General features: G+C 37.4%; 15 protein-coding genes. All 15 read left to right on the top strand.

Annotation, left to right across the window (positions count from 1 at the left end; translation table 11 throughout):
- Positions 1-78 precede the first annotated feature (78 nt).
- The gene (locus QUG14_RS07305; RefSeq protein ID WP_289339856.1) at positions 79-1,680 is read left to right on the top strand and encodes a response regulator transcription factor; all 1,602 of its coding nucleotides are present in this window, start codon (positions 79-81) and stop codon (positions 1,678-1,680) included.
- A complete protein-coding gene (locus QUG14_RS07300) occupies positions 1,677-3,464 on the top strand; it encodes a sensor histidine kinase (protein ID WP_289339855.1) in 1,788 nt (595 codons plus the stop codon). Before QUG14_RS07305 ends, QUG14_RS07300 begins: the two co-directional genes overlap by 4 nt.
- 81 nt (positions 3,465-3,545) lie before the next feature.
- Positions 3,546-5,201, top strand: coding sequence for an ABC transporter substrate-binding protein (locus QUG14_RS07295; protein ID WP_289339854.1), 1,656 nt, complete (start codon positions 3,546-3,548; stop codon positions 5,199-5,201).
- Positions 5,202-5,379: 178 nt separating this feature from the next.
- Positions 5,380-6,360: an ABC transporter permease gene (locus tag QUG14_RS07290; RefSeq protein ID WP_289339853.1), complete on the top strand. Its 981-nt coding sequence runs from the start codon at positions 5,380-5,382 to the stop codon at positions 6,358-6,360.
- An 11-nt stretch (positions 6,361-6,371) separates the two neighbouring features.
- Positions 6,372-7,301, top strand: coding sequence for a carbohydrate ABC transporter permease (locus QUG14_RS07285; RefSeq protein ID WP_289339852.1), 930 nt, complete (start codon positions 6,372-6,374; stop codon positions 7,299-7,301).
- Positions 7,302-7,368: 67 nt separating this feature from the next.
- A complete protein-coding gene (locus QUG14_RS07280) occupies positions 7,369-8,358 on the top strand; it encodes an endo-1,4-beta-xylanase (RefSeq protein ID WP_289339851.1) in 990 nt (329 codons plus the stop codon).
- 45 nt (positions 8,359-8,403) lie between these two features.
- Complete coding sequence (locus QUG14_RS07275; protein WP_289339850.1) at positions 8,404-9,249, top strand: SDR family oxidoreductase; 846 nt, start codon at positions 8,404-8,406, stop codon at positions 9,247-9,249.
- Positions 9,250-9,282: 33 nt separating this feature from the next.
- The gene (locus QUG14_RS07270; protein WP_289339849.1) at positions 9,283-10,437 is read left to right on the top strand and encodes a Gfo/Idh/MocA family protein; all 1,155 of its coding nucleotides are present in this window, start codon (positions 9,283-9,285) and stop codon (positions 10,435-10,437) included.
- A gap of 19 nt (positions 10,438-10,456) precedes the next feature.
- Positions 10,457-11,566 (top strand): Gfo/Idh/MocA family protein, encoded by a 1,110-nt coding sequence (locus tag QUG14_RS07265; protein WP_289339848.1) that lies wholly within the window; start codon positions 10,457-10,459, stop codon positions 11,564-11,566.
- 39 nt (positions 11,567-11,605) lie between these two features.
- Positions 11,606-12,400, top strand: coding sequence for a Nif3-like dinuclear metal center hexameric protein (locus QUG14_RS07260; protein ID WP_289339847.1), 795 nt, complete (start codon positions 11,606-11,608; stop codon positions 12,398-12,400).
- A 40-nt stretch (positions 12,401-12,440) separates the two neighbouring features.
- Entirely contained in the window at positions 12,441-13,496 is a 1,056-nt protein-coding gene (gene uxuA / locus QUG14_RS07255) for a mannonate dehydratase (RefSeq protein WP_289339846.1), read from the top strand.
- Positions 13,497-13,541: 45 nt separating this feature from the next.
- The gene (locus QUG14_RS07250) at positions 13,542-15,641 is read left to right on the top strand and encodes an alpha-glucuronidase family glycosyl hydrolase (RefSeq protein WP_483310709.1); all 2,100 of its coding nucleotides are present in this window, start codon (positions 13,542-13,544) and stop codon (positions 15,639-15,641) included.
- A gap of 95 nt (positions 15,642-15,736) precedes the next feature.
- On the top strand, positions 15,737-16,189 hold the full coding sequence (locus QUG14_RS07245) for a VOC family protein (RefSeq protein WP_289339845.1): 453 nt from the start codon (positions 15,737-15,739) through the stop codon (positions 16,187-16,189).
- 69 nt (positions 16,190-16,258) lie between these two features.
- Positions 16,259-16,954 carry an SDR family oxidoreductase gene (locus QUG14_RS07240; protein WP_289339844.1) on the top strand — a complete coding sequence of 232 codons (696 nt, stop codon included), beginning with the start codon at positions 16,259-16,261 and terminating at the stop codon, positions 16,952-16,954.
- 499 nt (positions 16,955-17,453) lie between these two features.
- Positions 17,454-18,059, top strand: coding sequence for a hypothetical protein (locus QUG14_RS07235; RefSeq protein ID WP_289339843.1), 606 nt, complete (start codon positions 17,454-17,456; stop codon positions 18,057-18,059).
- The last annotated feature ends 58 nt before the right edge of the window (positions 18,060-18,117 follow it).

Here is an 18,117-nt window from a genome sequence, read left to right as displayed (position 1 = left end):
ATGACTTCCAGCACATTTAGTTTAATGAGAACGGTTTATTGATTGTTACATACCCTTTGGAACAGGAGTGGGACGGAAATGAACAAAGTAATATTAGTAGATGATGAAATGTATTTCCGCAAAGGATTAAGAAATTTAATCAATTGGGAAGACTGCGGATTTCAGGTAGTAGGCGAGGCCGCAAACGGCGAAGATGCCTTAAAGTTGATTCATGAAGTAAACCCAGACCTTATCATTACTGATATCCGTATGCCTGTACTTGATGGAATTGGCCTTATTAAACAAGCAATTGAAATTGAGGCAATTCAATCTAAATTTATTATTATTAGTGGACATAGTGATTTTATATATGCACAACAAGCATTGAGATATGGTGTCCATGATTTTGTTTTAAAGCCAATCGATCAGGATGAAATTGAACAAACACTGAGATCACTTTCTAAGACAATCAACGAACAAAAAAAGCTTCATGATCAAAGAATGGAAGAACAAGCAAAAGTCGTGTTTAATCATCTGCTATTAGGAAAGGCAGAAGAGATTGAACATTCCGGAGACCTTTTAAATCTCCTTTCAGTAGGAAACCCTAACGAGTTCTTTTACCTATTAATTGAAGTAAACGGAGTATTTGATGAGTCTAATTTAAACAATGAGGAAAGAGTACGACAAATCAAATTGACATTAACTTCTGTGATTCGGGATGTGTGCAGCAGTCATGAAAGAATATGGGTCCAAAAAGTAGCACAGTGTGCTGTTGGCGTTCTCATTACTTCAAATCACTTATCAAGATTTCAAATGAGCATTAACAAATTTATGACGTGGGTAAAGAAGGAACTTACGATCAGAATATCTGAGGATTTTACCTTTTATGCGGGTGAAGCTGTGCCTAGTCTTACTTTATTGAAAAAATCAGCGGATGCAGTTGAAAGGGCTCGACAACATAAATATGCAAATAACGAAGATGGAATTATTTTCTTTGAAGACATTGTTGAAAAACAGATAACGTATGCTGAACCCGATGAAACCATTTATCAATCATTAATTGAACATATTGAAGAAGAATCAACCACTCAAATCATTCATTCACTAGAAATACTGTTTCAATCTCTGGTTGCAAAGAAACTATCACAAACGGCTGTTCTAGCATCTCTTAATAGTTTTGTATATTCTGTTCTAAAAATTATAAAGAAAATGGGAGGAGATCCTTCAAATTTACAATCTTATCGAATTATATATACCTTACATAATTACAACTTGACTATGCCTCAGCTGAAGGACCTGATTATTGATTTTATTATTGAGTGTAAAGATGAAATATCTAAATTAAGAAAACAGTCTGCTAATGGCGAAGCCCACAAAATAAAACAGTACATTGACCTGCATTACCATGAGAACATTAGTTTGAAAACTATAGCTAGTAAGTTTTTTATGAATCCAGTTTATTTAGGACAATTATTTAAGAAAACCTATGGAATCTATTTTAAAGATTATTTACTTCAAGTAAGAATTAATGAAGCGAAAAAAATGCTTCGCCAATCGGAAAAGAGAATATATGAAATCGCTGAATGTGTAGGATTTAATAATACGGATTATTTTGTCACTATATTTGGTAAGTTAGAAAATATTACGCCTTCTGAGTATCGGAATAAATTAATCAACGTGAGAAAAGTGATTGGAAAATGAGGATAAGCAGAAGTGGGAGTTTTCACAATATTCGATTAAAAAACAAAATGTTAATTATGTACTTTTTTGCTGTTTTTATTCCAATCGTTTTAACAAACGTAATCTTTTACATCGTTACCATTGAAAATGTTAAAAAGCAGCAAATGCAAGATTCCACTTTGGCATTACAACAGATTAATAGAGAATTTAAAACAATTATCGACGAGGCGGTAGGAATATCCTCCTCGTTATATACGAATTTAAACCTGAACCTTTTTTTAGAAAAGGATTATGTAGAAGATATAGACTATATCGAAAAACATAATAGTCTTTTAAGGAACTTTAATCAATCAAGACCAATAAACCCATCGATTAACTCAATTCGCTTTTATACCGATAATCCAACCATCATCTATTCAGGCGGGGTTTATTCGATTGACAGCCTTCAAAAGGAGTTAAAACACTTAAAAGATGACTTAAAGAATAGTAATGGCTCGCAAATTCTCATAGATACACCATCTAATCAGAATTTCGAAACCTTTAGTATCATCCGGAATTTAGATTATTTTTATAATGATAAACAAAAGTTTGTAAAGGTTGAAATTAATCCTTCAACCATAAGAGATATTTTTAACAATGTAACATTTAAAGGAGAAGTTTATTTGCTTAATGAAAAAGGGGAGATAGAATACACGACGAACTCTTCCATTAAAAATCTTGATAAACCAATTAATATTAATCAAATAGAAAAAGAGAATAAACTGGTTACGATTCGTACCAATCTGAAAAATGGATCTTATTTAAGTGACTGGTCCATAGTTGGAACGTTATCTGAAGGAACCATGCTTAAAACCGTTAATAAATCTAAACTTTTTATTATCTTACTGGCCTTAATAAATTTTTTAGCTCCTACCATCATTATTGTAATTATTTCTCGATCATTTTTGACTCGATTACAAAGGGTTTTACGGCATGTAAAGCGGATGAAGAACCAGGATTTTGAGTTAATCCATGATCAGGAGTATCAAGATGAAATTGGTCAATTAACAAGTGAATTCAATCGGATGACCAAAAAAATTAAGGATTTAATTAATGATGTCTTATTAGTCAATATCCAAAACAAGGACCTAGAAATAAAGCGGAACCGTGCACAGTTGAGTGCACTCCAAAGTCAAATAAACCCTCATTTTTTGTTTAATGCTTTAGAAACGATTCGAATGAGAAGCTTGATGAAGGAGGAAATAGAAACAGCGAAAATCATCCATAACATGGCTAAAATATTTCGTAACTCGCTTACATGGGGGAAGGACTTCGTTCCTATTAGAAATGAAATTAATCTCATTACTAGCTTTTTGGAAATTCAAAAATATCGATTTGGAGATAAATTAGATTACGAGATTAGAGTCGGTGAAGATGCAGAGGAATGTATGATTCCCAATATGGCACTCTTACCGTTTATTGAGAATGCCAGCATTCATGGTATTGAATCTTTAAAGGGAAATGGGAAAATCTCTGTATCCATCTCTTTACATTCTGGTACTGTAACCTGTGTGATCAAGGATAATGGGGCTGGAATATCGGAAGGAAAAAGAAAGCAATTACTCTCCTCTTTAGAAAATGAGGAAGATATAAGGGAGAATGTAGGGATTAAAAATGTTTATTATCGTTTGAAACTATACTATCCTGATCAGTTTTATTTTAATATTGATAGTCACCTAGATTCTGGTACTACTATCACAATTCAATTGCCATCCCAAATAGAAAACGAAATTTATTCAGAGAAAAATCTTTACTTTATTAAGTAACACCTATACTTTTTAAATGGTGAACAAGACCCTTAGATTATACAATGAAAGTGCTTTCACAAATAAAAAGGGGGTTCCAAAATGGCAAAAAAGTTTCTTCCTGTACTCTTAATGCTTATCCTGCTAATTGCAGTTGTGGGCTGTGAAAAGGATAAGGAAACAAGCGGTAATGCGAACGGATCTGGTGATTCGAAGGACAAGGTAACCTTTACTTATTTTAATGCAGCTTCCCCAGGGAAAGATGGGAACACAAATGAAACAACTATCGGGAAAATTTTTGAAGATCAAACGGGTGTTAACTTCAAGACAGAATACCTAGTAGGTGACATTAACACAAAAATTGGGACAATGATCGCAAGTGGAAAGTATCCAGATGTTCTAGTTCCAGATATCGCAATTGATAAAGTTCTAGACGCAGGTGCATTTATTGACCTTACTGAATTGATTGAAGAGCATGGTCCAAATCTTAAAAAATTATACGCACCGCATTGGGAGCAAATGAAAGATAAGGATGGAAAGATTAACTTCCTTCCATTCGCAGCAAAGCATGGCTATATTAAAGACCCGAATATCACTCAAGGTGCATTCTGGATTCAACGCGGCATTTTAAAAGAAGCCGGGTATCCAAAAATCAAAACTTTAGATGAATATTTTGCATTAATTGAAGATTATAAAAAGAAACATCCAGAAGTTAATGGAGCTTCTACCATTGGTTTTAGTGCTTTAACTTATGACTGGCGCTTCTTTGCACTATCTAACGTTCCTAACCATCTAGCAGGGTACCCAAATGATGGTGAAGTGATTGTAGATATGAAAACACATAAAACAGATGTATACGCTGATAACGATATTACAAAACGTTATATGAAGGAGTTAAATGAACTAAATAGCAAAGGCTTATTTGATAAAGAATCATTCGTTGCTAACTACGATGAATATCTTGCAAAACTAGCTTCTGGCCGAGTATTAGGATTCTTTGATTACGGCTGGCAAGTTCAACAAGCTTTAGATAACCTAAAAGCCGCTGGAAATGACGATTTACGTTATATGCCGCTTCCAATCACATTTGATGGAGAAAAAGATCAATATATCGATCCACCGGCATTCATTAATAACCGTGGTGTTGGTATTACCGTAAGTGCTAAAGATCCAGTACGCATTATTAAGTACTTCGATAACATGGCTAAAGAAGAAAACCAAAAGTTAATGTTCTGGGGTATTAAAGAAGAGACTTATAGTGTAGATGATAAAGGTAAATTCTTCCAAACCCAAGAACAGTATGCAAAAACTAGTGATGAAGATTTCCGTGATAAGTCCGGATTAAATACTTTTGAGTATTACTGGCCAATGGGAGATATGCTTTATAGTGACGGAAACGCATGGGTTCCTGGAAAACAGCCTGAAGTTGCTCAAGTTGCCTACACTGATGGTGACAAGGCTATTCTAGAAGCGTATGGGGTTAAAGTTTTCTCTGATTTATTTGCAGATCCAGACGATCGTCCATGGTATCCAACATGGAGCGCCGTTATTGAACAAGGCTCCGATGCTCAAATCTTTGGTCAAAGAAAAACTGACTTAACGAAAGTTTACTTCCCAAAATTAGTACTAGCTAAGCCGGGTGATTTTGATAAAGTTTGGGATGAATATATTAAAGAATTTAATACTTTAGATGTAAAAGCTTTAGAAGAATTAATGGATAAGGTTGTAGAGGATCGTATTAAAGCAGCTGCAAAGTAATAGTTTAGCAGTCTGAAAAAAAGCTGGCCGATATCGCCCAATTGGCTATATCGGCCGCATGCTTTAAAAAAGCTTTATCTATCTTGAAATCATAAGCCGCTCCCTTCAATGAGGAGTATCTAAGGGGGCTGCTTATGATTTTAGGATCTAGATTTTTCGAAAAAGAGGAGGGGTAAGAATGCAGATTGGTTCCAAAGCAGCGGTAAAAGAAGTAATAAAACCTTCAGTTTCCATCTCTACAAAATCAAATAAATCATTCTTTCAGAGGATGATGTCACAAAAAGCACTATTGGCCATGAGTCTGCCATTCTTGGTTTGGTTATTTGTTTTTAAGTACGTTCCATTATGGGGTTGGTCAATTGCCTTCCAGGACTTTAAGCCAGCAAGAAGCCTGTTTGATCAGGAATGGATTGGGTTAGAACATTTCAAGTTTTTATTCACTGACGATAATTTCTGGCGCGTGCTTCGGAATACCATCGGCATGAGTACGATTAACCTAGTATTAGGTTTCGTTACAGCAATTTGTCTTGCACTTCTAATTAATGAAATTAGGCATATTAAATTCAAGAAATCAGTACAAACCATCAGTTATCTGCCGCACTTTATATCATGGGTAGTTGCAGCTAGTATTGTCTCTTACAGCCTTTCGCTAGAAAATGGAATCGTAAATATCGTATTGGTAAACTTGGGAATTATTGATGAACCTATTCTTTGGCTTGGTAAGGAGAAGTGGTTCTGGGTCATCAACGGACTAACAGAGGTTTGGAAGAATGTGGGCTGGAATACGATCATTTATTTAGCAGCTATCACCATGATCGATCCGGAACAATATGAGGCTGCAGATATCGATGGAGCATCTAGATTTCAACGGATTAGACATATTACACTCCCATCTTTAAAGCCAACAATTATCATTCTGCTCATCATGAACTTAGGCTATATTTTAGAATCGGGCTTTGAAGCACAGTATTTATTAGGAAATCCAATGAACCTTTCTTATTCAGAGAATCTAGATATCTATGTATTAAAGTATGGTATGTCAATGGGGAACTTCTCACTTGCAACCGCTGCCGGTATCTTTAAAACCGTCGTGAGTTTCATCTTCTTATTTACCGCAAACCATATTGCAAAACGATTTGATCAGCCAAGGCTTTTCTAGGGGGGAACTTTATGGCACAGAAACGATTTTTCAAAGCCACTCGACATCACTCTGGTGTAGGCGATTATCTATTTGATATCTTCAATTATACTTTTTTAGTTTTCCTTTGCGTGGTCATGTTATATCCATTTCTTAATCAGTTAGCGGTTTCTTTCAATGAAGCTAGTGATTCTTTAAGGGGAGGTATTTACCTCTGGCCGCGAGAATTTACTTGGGCAAACTATGAGCATGTTTTTGGTGAAGCGAGTATTGTAAATTCTTTCTTTATTTCTGTCCTAAGAACCATTATCGGTACATTAACATCGGTTTTGGGTACGGCAATGGTGGCTTATACAATCAGCCGAAAGGATTTCGTTCTAAAGAAATTTGTGACGATCGCATTCGTATTAACGATGTATTTTAACGGTGGATTAATTCCGAACTATCTATTAGTGAAAGAATTAAATTTACTAGATAGTTTTTGGGTTTATATTGTTCCAGGTATTATTGGCGTATTTAATTTAATCGTAATTCGTTCCTTTATTGAAGGAATCCCAGACAGTCTATTTGAATCTGCAAAAATCGACGGTGCAGGGGATTTTACTACTTTTATCAAAATTGTCCTTCCATTGTCCCTGCCAGTATTAGCTACAGTATCATTGTTTGTCGCAGTTTACCAATGGAATTCTTGGTTTGATGTTTTCTTATACAATTCATCAAGTGCAAACTTATCTACACTTCAATATGAGTTAATGAAAATCCTGCAGAATTCAAACGCTTCGATGTCTGGTAAAACAGCGGCAGATGCTTTTGCCAATGCGAATGCAAGTGCAAACATGGTTTCACCTACATCCATCAGGGCTACTATGACTATTGTGGCAAGTCTGCCAATTATCATGGTTTACCCATTCCTGCAAAAATATTTTGTTAAAGGATTAACATTAGGTGGAGTAAAAGGCTGAAAAAAGAATCAGATGAGAATTCTCATCTGATTTTTTTATAAATTATAGTTTTAAGGAGAGATAAATTATGGTGAAAACGACAGTAGAAGTTCCTTCTTTATCACAAGTGTATGAACAATATTTTAATATTGGTGCCGCAGTTAATTTAACAACGATAGATTCACAGAAGGAATTATTAAGAAAACATTTTAATAGTATTACAGCCGAAAATGATATAAAATTCATCGAAATTCAGCCTGTTGAGGGACAATTTACATTTGAAAAAGCCGATCAATTAGCTGCTTTTGCTAAGGAAAATGGAATGAAAATGCGCGGACATACATTCGTCTGGCATAATCAGACTCCTGACTGGGTATTTGAAGACGCCAATAGAGAAACACTTTTACAGCGAATGAAGGATCATATTACGATGGTAATGAAAAGATACAAAGGGACAATTTTCTGTTGGGATGTTGTAAACGAAGCCGTAACGGATGAGGGAACAGAATTATATCGACCAACAAAATGGTTAGAAATAATCGGAGAAGATTATATCGAAAAAGCATTTGAATTTGCACATGAAGCTGACCCAGAAGCCCTGCTTTTTTACAATGACTATAATGAATCCAATCCGGAAAAACGCGAAAAAATCTATAAGCTTGTCAAGTCTTTAGTTGATAAGGGTGTTCCGATTCACGGGGTAGGGCTACAAGCGCATTGGAATCTAGTAAATCCAAGTCTCGAAGATATTCGTACAGCGATTGAACGATACGCTTCACTTGGCTTAGAACTGCATTTAACAGAATTAGATGTATCCGTTTTTAACTTCGAAGATAAACGGACAGACCTCACAGAACCAACCCATGAAATGTTAGAGTTGCAGGCAAAAAGATACCACCAAGTATTTCAATTACTTAGACAATATCAAGAAAACATCACTTCTGTAACCTTCTGGGGCGCAGCCGATGATTATACATGGTTAAGCGATTTCCCTGTTAGAGGAAGAAAAAATTGGCCGTTTCTTTTTGACGAAAATCATCAGCCAAAGGAATCTTTTTGGAAGGTTGTCCAAAAGTAGGCATAGATTAGAAGAGATGCCGGCGCAGAAAGGGAGAATAACAAAATGTTACCTTTAAACCCAAATCTACAGGGAAAAGTAGCAGTCGTAACAGGCGGCGGTGGAGTTTTATGCGGCTGTATGGCTAGAGAATTGGCAAGACAGGGAATGAAAGTAGCGATCTTAAATCGGACCTATGAAAAAGCAATAAAGGTTGTTGAAGACATCAAGAGTATCGGTGGTGTGGCAATTGCCATTGAATGTGATGTCTTAAGTGTTGAAAGTGTGAAACGAGCAGAGGAAATTGTGACTGCGGAATATGGTGTCTGTGATGTCCTAATCAATGGTGCCGGCGGCAATCATCCAAATGGAATTACCACAAAAGAAATCTTCGAAAAAAATGATCTAAACCGGGATGATTTAATAACCTTTTTTGATATGACACCAGAAGGTTTTGGATACGTCTTTAATTTAAATTTCATTGGAACTCTGATTCCTACCCAAATATTTGCGAAGAACATGATTGACAACCAAGGAACCATTATTAATATCTCATCCATGAGTGCTCCGAGCCCGATGACGAAGGTGCCGGCTTATAGTGCGGCGAAATCAGCCATTGAGAACTTTACAAAATGGCTGTCAGTACATTTTGCTGAAGCTGGAGTTCGGGTTAATGCGATTGCACCAGGCTTTTTCTTAACGGAACAAAACCGGGCTCTCTTAACAAATCCAGATGGAACCAATACAGACAGAACCAAAAAAATTCTAGCAGGCACCCCAATGAGGCGATTAGGAAAGCCAGAGGATTTACTAGGTACCCTACTCTGGCTTACAGATAAGGAAGCCAGTGGATTTGTCACGGGAATCAGCATCCCAGTGGATGGCGGATTTATGGCTTACTCTGGTGTATAAAAACATAAAAATCTATAAAGAGGGTGGGAACGTATGATCAATGTAGCGATTATTGGTACGGGAGCAATTGCTTCTGCACATATAAAAGCATATCAGCTTTTTCAAGACCGATGTAAAATAGTCGCCATCTGTGACATCTATCCGGAAAAGGCTGAAAAAATGGCAGTAGATTTTAACCTCGATGTTGAAGTTTACAGTGATTATAATCAGTTACTAAATCTTTCGCAAATTGATTTACTATCCGTTTGTACTCCTCCCTATACTCATGCAGAAATAGCAATTGCTTCTCTTGATGCCGGGAAACACGTACTTGTGGAAAAACCTATGGCTTCCTCTTTAGAAGAATGTGATGCAATGAATTTAGCACAAAAAAGAAGTGGTAAGATTCTATCAGTCGTTTCACAGAACCGCTTTACCACTCCAATGATGAAGCTGAAGGCTGTCCTTGATACAAAACTTATGGGACCAATCGTTCATACACAAGTCGATTCATTTTGGTGGAGGGGGCACTGTTATTACGATTTATGGTGGCGTGGTACATGGGAAAAAGAAGGCGGCGGATGTACATTAAATCATGCTGTTCATCATATTGATATCTTCCATTGGATGAATGGAATGCCTTCTGAAGTTTCCGCGATTGCCACCAATACATCACACGATAATGCTGAGGTAGAGGACCTTTCTGTAGCGATCTGCCGTTATCCAAATGGCAGTTTAGCACAAATTACAAGTTCTGTTGTCCATCATGGTGAGGAACAACAATTGATTTTCCAAGGCAAAAATGCCCGTGTGTCTGTACCATGGAAGGTTAAAGCTTCCAAATCTAAGCCTAATGGGTTCCCAGAAAAGGACGAGGAGCTAGAGTCCAAACTGCAAAATATTTATGATCAATTAAAGGATATCGAACTTGAGGGACATGCAGCACAAGTTGAGGATGTATTATCCGCAATTGAAGGGAAAAAGCAAGTCCTTGTCGACGGCATTGAAGGAAGAAAAACCTTGGAATTAATCACTGCTATCTATCAATCTTCTAGTATAGGGCAAACCGTAAAGCTGCCACTGAATGAACATAGTCCTTTTTATACTAGAGATGGCGTCTTAAAAAACGCTTTTCATTTTTACGAAAAGAAAAACCATGTCAAAAACTTTTCAGAACAAGAGATTACACTTGGGGGGAAATATGAATAATTTCGAGGGGGAAAAGGGAATGGACAGAACCGATGGAATGAACTATGCACCAAAGGGTTTGGTGAAAAACGTTGTGGTTGAAAAGGGAACATTTCGTTTTGCAGCCATTGGTCTTGACCATGGTCACATCTATGGAATGTGTAATGGTTTGATGGAAGCAGGCGGGGAATTGGCAGTGGTTTATGATCCTGATCCCAAAAAGGTCGAAGGGTTTGTTAAAAACTATCCTGAAGTTAAGGTCGCTTCTTCCGAAGAAGAAATTCTAACAAATCCAGAAATTAAACTTGTTGCCAGTGCCAATATTCCGTGTGACCGAGGTCCACTTGGGCTTCGCGTGCTTGATCATGGAAAGCATTATTTTACGGATAAACCTGCATTTACCACTGTGGAACAGATAAAAAAGGCACGACAAAAAGTAGCGGAAACTGGCCTGAGATGGGGAATTTATTATGGCGAGCGGTTACACTCTGAAAGTTCTATCTTTGCTGGACAATTGATTGAAGAAGGTGCAATTGGCCGAGTGATTCAAGTGATGGGGACAGGTCCACATCGTGCGAATCCAAATAGCCGTCCCGGTTGGTTTTTTGATCCTGAATATTATGGCGGGATTTTATGTGATATCGGCAGCCACCAAATTGAACAGTTTTTACATTTTGCAGGAGCTAAAGATGCAAAGGTACTGCATAGTAAAATAGGAAATTATCATTTTAAACAATATCCAAAGTTCCAAGATTTTGGTGACGCTACACTCGTGGCAGACAATGGTGCGACGTTCTATTTCCGTGTGGACTGGTTTACGCCTGACGGACTTGGTACATGGGGAGATGGCAGGGTCACGATTCTTGGAACAGAAGGCTATATTGAAGTACGTAAGTATATTGATATTGCTAGGGATAGCCGCGGGGATCATTTGTATTTGGTGAATCATCAAGGGGAAAAACATTACCAATTATCCGGTAAAGTGGGATGTCCATTCTTTGGGGAATTTATTCTGGACTGCTTAAATGGAACTGAAAATGCTATGACCCAGGAGCATACTTTTAGAGCTGCGGAATTATGTATTGAAGCACAAGAAAAGGCCATATGGGTAGAAACAGCGGAACAGCCAGAAGTATCAGCTAAATTATAGGCGTTTTAGTAACGCCTTTCCTGTGAAAGGGTGAAAACATTGCCAAATACAGTAAAAGATGTACTCGATACATTAATGGAACCAGTTAATCACGTTCAAAATACCGTGGATACCCTTAAAGCAGGTGATCCAGCTACTGAAGTAAAGGGGATTGCCACGGCCTTTATGGCTACACAAAAGGTAATTGAACAAACAATCGCCTTGGGAGCAAACTTGTTGATTACCCATGAAGGGATATACTTTAGCCATCATGACCCTGCCGAATTCTTGGAAAAGGATCCTGTATATGAGGAAAAACGCAGGATAATTATGGGGTCTGGTCTAGCTATCTATCGTTTCCATGATTACTGGCATCGGTATAAGCCGGATGGGATCATGGCTGGCTTAATTCAGGCACTCGACTGGCAACCTCATATTGTAGAAAATCAGCCGACTGCAACGATTCTGAGTATACCTCCCATGACTTTAGCAGAAATTTTCGGTCATATAAAGGGAAGGTTAGGGATTCGGTATTTACGATTCGCAGGAGATTTGTCGATGAAATGTACGAGGATTGGGCTCTTAGCTGGTTATCGTGGCGGGGGAAGTTTATGCATTCCGCTTTATGAACAGGAAAATTTGGATCTGATTATTTATGGAGAAGGTCCAGAATGGGAGACTCCGGAATATGTGAGAGATGCAAATAATCAAGGAAAGCAAAGGAACCTTATTGTTCTTGGGCATGCGGAAAGCGAAGAACCTGGAATGAGTTATCTAGCACAAAGTCTGCAAACAATGTTTCCAAGTATTCCAACCTATTTTATTCCGGTCGAGCAAGCCTTACAAGTTCTATAACTGGTAGTACTAGAATCAAATTGACAGGCGGTGATAAAAGATGAAAATGGGATTTCGATGGTATGGGGACGGAAATGATTCTGTAAGTTTAAAACAAATTAAACAAATTCCCGGTGTGGAAACGATTGTTTGGGCACTTCATGATATGCAGGCTGGAGAGGAATGGCCGACGGCAAAAATCCTTGAAGTCAAGCAGCAAACTGAACAATATGGTTTTAATATGGATGTGGTTGAAAGTGTAAATGTGCATGAAGACATTAAACTTGGACTTCCTTCAAGAGATCGATATATAGAAAACTATAAGAGAACCATCGAAAAACTGGCTAAAGTGGGAGTAAAGGTTATCTGTTATAACTTTATGCCTGTGTTCGACTGGATCAGGACTGATTTATATAAAGAGCTTGAAGATGGTTCCACTGCCTTGTTTTACGAAAAATCTAAGGTCGAGAATATCAATCCAATAGAGTTAGTCAATAAGATTGCTAATAACCCTGACTATACCATGCCTGGCTGGGAGCCTGAGCGTTTAGAAAATCTTACAAAGCTGTTTGATGCTTATAAGGATGTTACTGAAGAAGATTTATTTCAACATTTGCACTATTTTCTAGAAGCGATTATTCCGGTATGTGAAGAGAACGACATTAAAATGGCTATCCATCCTGATGATCCGCCGTGGCCTATATTCGGACTACCTCGTATTATTACAAATCAAGAAAACATTAGACGAGTGTTAAAGCTTGTTGACAGTCCTTCTAATGGGGTAACTCTTTGCAGTGGTTCATTAGGTGCCAATCCTATTAATAATATTGTCGATATGGTCAGAGAATTTGCTGACCGCATTCCATTTGCCCATGTTCGTAACATTAAAGTCTATGAAAATGGTGATTTTATCGAGACCTCCCATCGCGGGGAGGATGGGACAGTTGATATTGTGGGTATCATGAAAGCCTATCATGAAAATGGATTTAATGGCTATACAAGACCGGATCATGGAAGACATATTTGGGACGAAAAATGCCGGCCAGGATACGGATTATATGACCGTGCCTTGGGGATTATGTACCTTCTTGGTATTTGGGATTCGTTAAAAAGGTAGTTGCCACAAGCCTAGGACTCAATCATCCATTGAGGAGGAAAAATATTGAAAAGCGCTTTTGAAAATATCTCAAAGAATCGTACAGATTTATACAAGGCAGAACATAAAGAAAGCTATTCTGCTTGGCTGCAATATAAAAAGATTGAAGATCGAGCAATAGCAGAGGAATATACTCAATGGTGCAGTAGCCTTACAGTTGTAGGAGACACTGTTGTTATGGAGTCCGCTAAGAAGGAACTTATCCTAGGGATTTCTTCTATGTTAGGGATAATACCAGATACTTTCTCCGAACCGCAGCATTCTGGTCTTGTGTTAGCTGTTAAGGATTCGACTGGTGATTTAATAGATGTGGATTTTAATCAACTAAATGATGATGGATACGTCATTAAGTCCGTTACTGCTGGTCTAAAAAATACTATTTTCATAGTAGGAAAAAAGGATAAAGGTCTCTTATATGGTACCTTTCACTTATTGCGCCTCATGCAGAACAGGGCAAATTTACAAAAGCTCGATATCGTTGAAAACCCTAAAAATCAATTACGGATGCTAAATCAGTGGGACAATATGGATGGCAGTATTGAACGAGGATATGCAGGAAACTCGATTTTCTATAAAGACTATAAATTTTCAGATGAGCTTAATAGAATTGAAGATTATGCCAGACTGCTGGCTTCAGTTGGTATTAATGGAATTGCTATTAACAATGTGAACGTTCACAAGGAGGAGACGATTTTAATTACAAGCTCCTTGCTCCCTAAAGTGGCTGAAGTGGCCAGTATTTGTAGGGCTTATGGTATAACAACATTCCTTAGCGTGAATTATGCGAGTACCATCCAAATTGGAAATTTAACAACAGCTGACCCGCTGGATTCAGTGGTTCGAGAGTGGTGGAAAGAGAAAGCAGAAGAGATATATAGCTATATTCCTGACTTCGGTGGATTCCTAGTGAAAGCAGACTCAGAACACCGTCCTGGACCATTTACATATGGACGCAATCATGCAGATGGTGCAAATATGCTTGCAGAAGCACTACAGCCTTTTAATGGAATTGTTCTTTGGAGGTGTTTCGTCTATAACTGCCTTCAAGATTGGCGGGACCGCTCTACAGATCGTGCAAGAGCCGCATACGACCATTTTAAACCGTTAGACGGCCAGTTCCATTCCAATGTTATTTTACAGATTAAGAATGGTCCAATGGATTTCCAAGTTCGTGAAGGTGTTTCGCCATTATTTGGTGCCATGGAAAAAACGAATCAAATGTTGGAATTCCAAGTGACTCAAGAATATACAGGACAACAAAGACATCTTTGTTATCTCGTTCCGCAATGGAAGGAAATCCTTGATTTTGATACGTATGCAAAAGGGGAAGGTTCAGAGGTCAAAAAGGTGGTAGATGGCTCACTGTTCCAGAACAGGTATAGCGGAATTACCGCCGTTTCTAATATTGGAAATGATTATAATTGGACTGGGCATACGCTGGCACAAGCTAATCTGTACGGCTTTGGACGCTTGACATGGAACCCAGATCTTTCAGCTGAAAGTATTACCGATGAATGGATCGGGCAAACCTTTGGCGATGATAAATTGGTTAAAGAGCTGGTTAGCAAAATGCTGTTAAAATCATGGAGTATCTATGAAAAATATACGTCACCACTAGGTGTGGGCTGGATGGTAAATCCGAATCATCATTATGGGCCAAATGTTGACGGGTATGAATATTCCGTATGGGGAACTTACCACTTTGCTGATTGGAAAGGAATTGGAGTGAATAGGACTGTAAAAACAGGGACTGGATACACTTCTCAGTATTTTAAAGAAAATGCGGATATGTATGAAAGCCTTGAAACATGCCCGGATGAATTGCTATTATTTTTCCATCATGTCCCCTATACACATAAGCTTAAATCAGGAGTAACCGTGATTCAACATATCTATAATACTCACTTTGAAGGAGTAGAAGAGGCTGAGGAATTAGTTGAAACTTGGTTACAGCTTAAGGAGATCATTGATTCAGAGCGCTTCTCAGATATCTTAGATAGATTGAAGGAACAGGCAAACCATTCGAAGGAATGGCGGGATATAATTAATACTTATTTTTACAGAAAGTCAGGAATAAAGGATGAGTTAAACAGAAAAATCTATTAATAAATCCGTTTGATAGATTTAAGCGACAGCGTAAATATTCAGATTTTAATTATTTTACCTAGCGTGAACGTAAATAAGAGGAGGTTACAATTTAAATGAAAAATGCCCTTGGAACAAACGTGATAGCTCAAATAGGTATTCTTGTTAATGATATAGAGAAAACCAGCCAGAACTATGCTGATTTTTTTGGTATAGAAAAACCTGAGTGGACTCTAACTGATACATTGGAACGTGCACAAACAGAGTTTGAGGATAACCCGACTGAGGCTCGCGCAAAATTAGCATTCTTTGATATGGGTTCTCTTCAATTAGAATTAATAGAACCGGATCATAATCCAAGTACTTGGCGGAAGCACCTGGATGAGCACGGCGAAGGCCCTCACCATATTGCTTTTTTCATAGAAGGAATGAAGGGGAAAATTGAAATAATGGAAAGAAAGCAAATGCCGTTACTTCAAAAAGGTGAATACAGCGGTGGAAGATACGCATACATGGACACATTCAAAGATCTTAAGATTGTCATGGAATTATTGGAAAACGATAGATAAAAAGGTTCTGGAGGAGATACTCAAAAGGTACTCCTCTCCTTTTATATAAATCTTAGGAGGAATAAAAGAATGCGGATTTTAATAACGGGCGCAAATAGAGGTCTAGGGTTAGCATTATCACAAGTAGGTGCAGAAAAAGGCCATCATATTCTTGCTGGAGTCAGAGATTTCCAAAAAAGCACAGAAAATTTAACGCAATCTGAAATTTATAAATCAATTTCACTGCTGCCTTTAGATGTAACAGATGAAGAATCAGTTTCTTCAGCCGCTAATACAGTGAACGAAAACTATGGCACCATTGATGCAATCATTAATAATGCAGGGGTATTGTTAGAACGTGATAAACAAATTGAGGACTTGGATCTTGACCAAGTGAAAGCAACGTTCGATGTTAATTTCTTTGGTCCGATTAGAGTGGTAAAACATTTCCTTCCGCTTTTAATGATGGGTGATCGGTCATCCATCATCAACATTTCCTCGGAAGCCGGAAGTATGTCCAATGCATATGGTGGTGATTATGCTTATGCATCTTCAAAAACCGCATTGAACATGTTCACACAGCAATTAAATCAATATGTAAAAAGTAAGAATATTAACGTTTACTCTATACATCCCGGATGGATTAAGACAGATATGGGCGGCGATAGAGCACCAGGGAACCCCGTTGTTACGGCCAAAGGAATATTCGATATTATTGAAGGAAAAGGAGAGATTGAAAGCGGCAATGTTTTTATCACCTATGAAGGGCAGTCAATGCCGTTATAACTTAGATAAGAGTGGTTAATGAAATGATTAAATTGGTAATGCAATTCTTTGAGAAGGAAAATAGAATAGAATTCACTGCAGGATCGGAGCAGCTGGAATTGAAATGGGAATGTCTTGATTGTGTAAAAAATATAAGAAAAAAACATTGAAAGCTCTACTCTATCACAGAGTGGAGCTTTCAATGTGTTTTTTACGATATTCGGCAGGGGTAACGTCATGGATTTTTTTAATTGATTTATAAAAAGAATATCTTTTTTCGAAATCACTCATCAGTATCAATTGTTTTTCAAGGATTGAAATATCCATATGTACCCCTTCTCTAAAGCACGTTTAAAAAGAACTCTATCAAAGAGAATATCAAAAACTCAGGGTTAATTCTATAAAATTTCTGAAAAAATCAACCACTCGCTATGAAGTTAGTAGTATTATAAAATTTTTTATACTAAAATTAAAACTATCATTAGAAAGCGCTAATATGTCATGGAAGGGAGAAACAACAATGAAACAAAACATCAAAGCAATCCTCGCACCCATGAGTCCAAAAGAAAGAATTGCATATATCTGGGACTATTACAAGTTTCATATCATTGGGACAATTGCTGCCATAATTCTATTAATTTCTTTTATTAGTAGTATCGGTGAGAAAAAAGAAGTTGTCCTCAATATGACAATCATTGGACAAGGGGTAAATACAGAAGGTGTGGTTCAATTACAAGATCAATTAACTAACAAGCTTGTACTAGACAAAGCAGAGGAAGAAATTTCAGTCCAACATTTAACTTATAATAAATCAAGCATGGACGAGGCATCTCGTGCAGGGATACAAAAATTGTCCGCCGAAATTACGCTTGGATCAATTGATTTGATGATTGTGGAAAAAGAATTATTTGAAGAAATCTCATCGCAGAACTCGCTGCTAGCGTTAAATGATTTCAAGGGAACCAATAAACTGTTACCATCAGATGAAAAAGTTTATGGTATCAGTACCTCTGAAATTAAACTTCTGGCTCCGCTGGAATTGGATGAAAATAAGGTGTTATGTGTCCCAAGTACTACGAAAAATTTGAAGAATATCAATGAATTTTTTACACTCATATCTGAATAAATAGAGAAGGAGATCCTTTCAACTTGAAGGATCTCCTGTTTTTTGTGCAAATAAGGAC

The sequence above is a fragment of the Neobacillus sp. CF12 genome, assembly GCF_030348765.1.
Classification (GTDB): Bacteria; Bacillota; Bacilli; order Bacillales; family Cytobacillaceae; genus Neobacillus.
The sequence above is the reverse complement of the archived record's forward strand: the minus strand, read 5'-3'. Positions and strand labels throughout refer to the sequence as shown.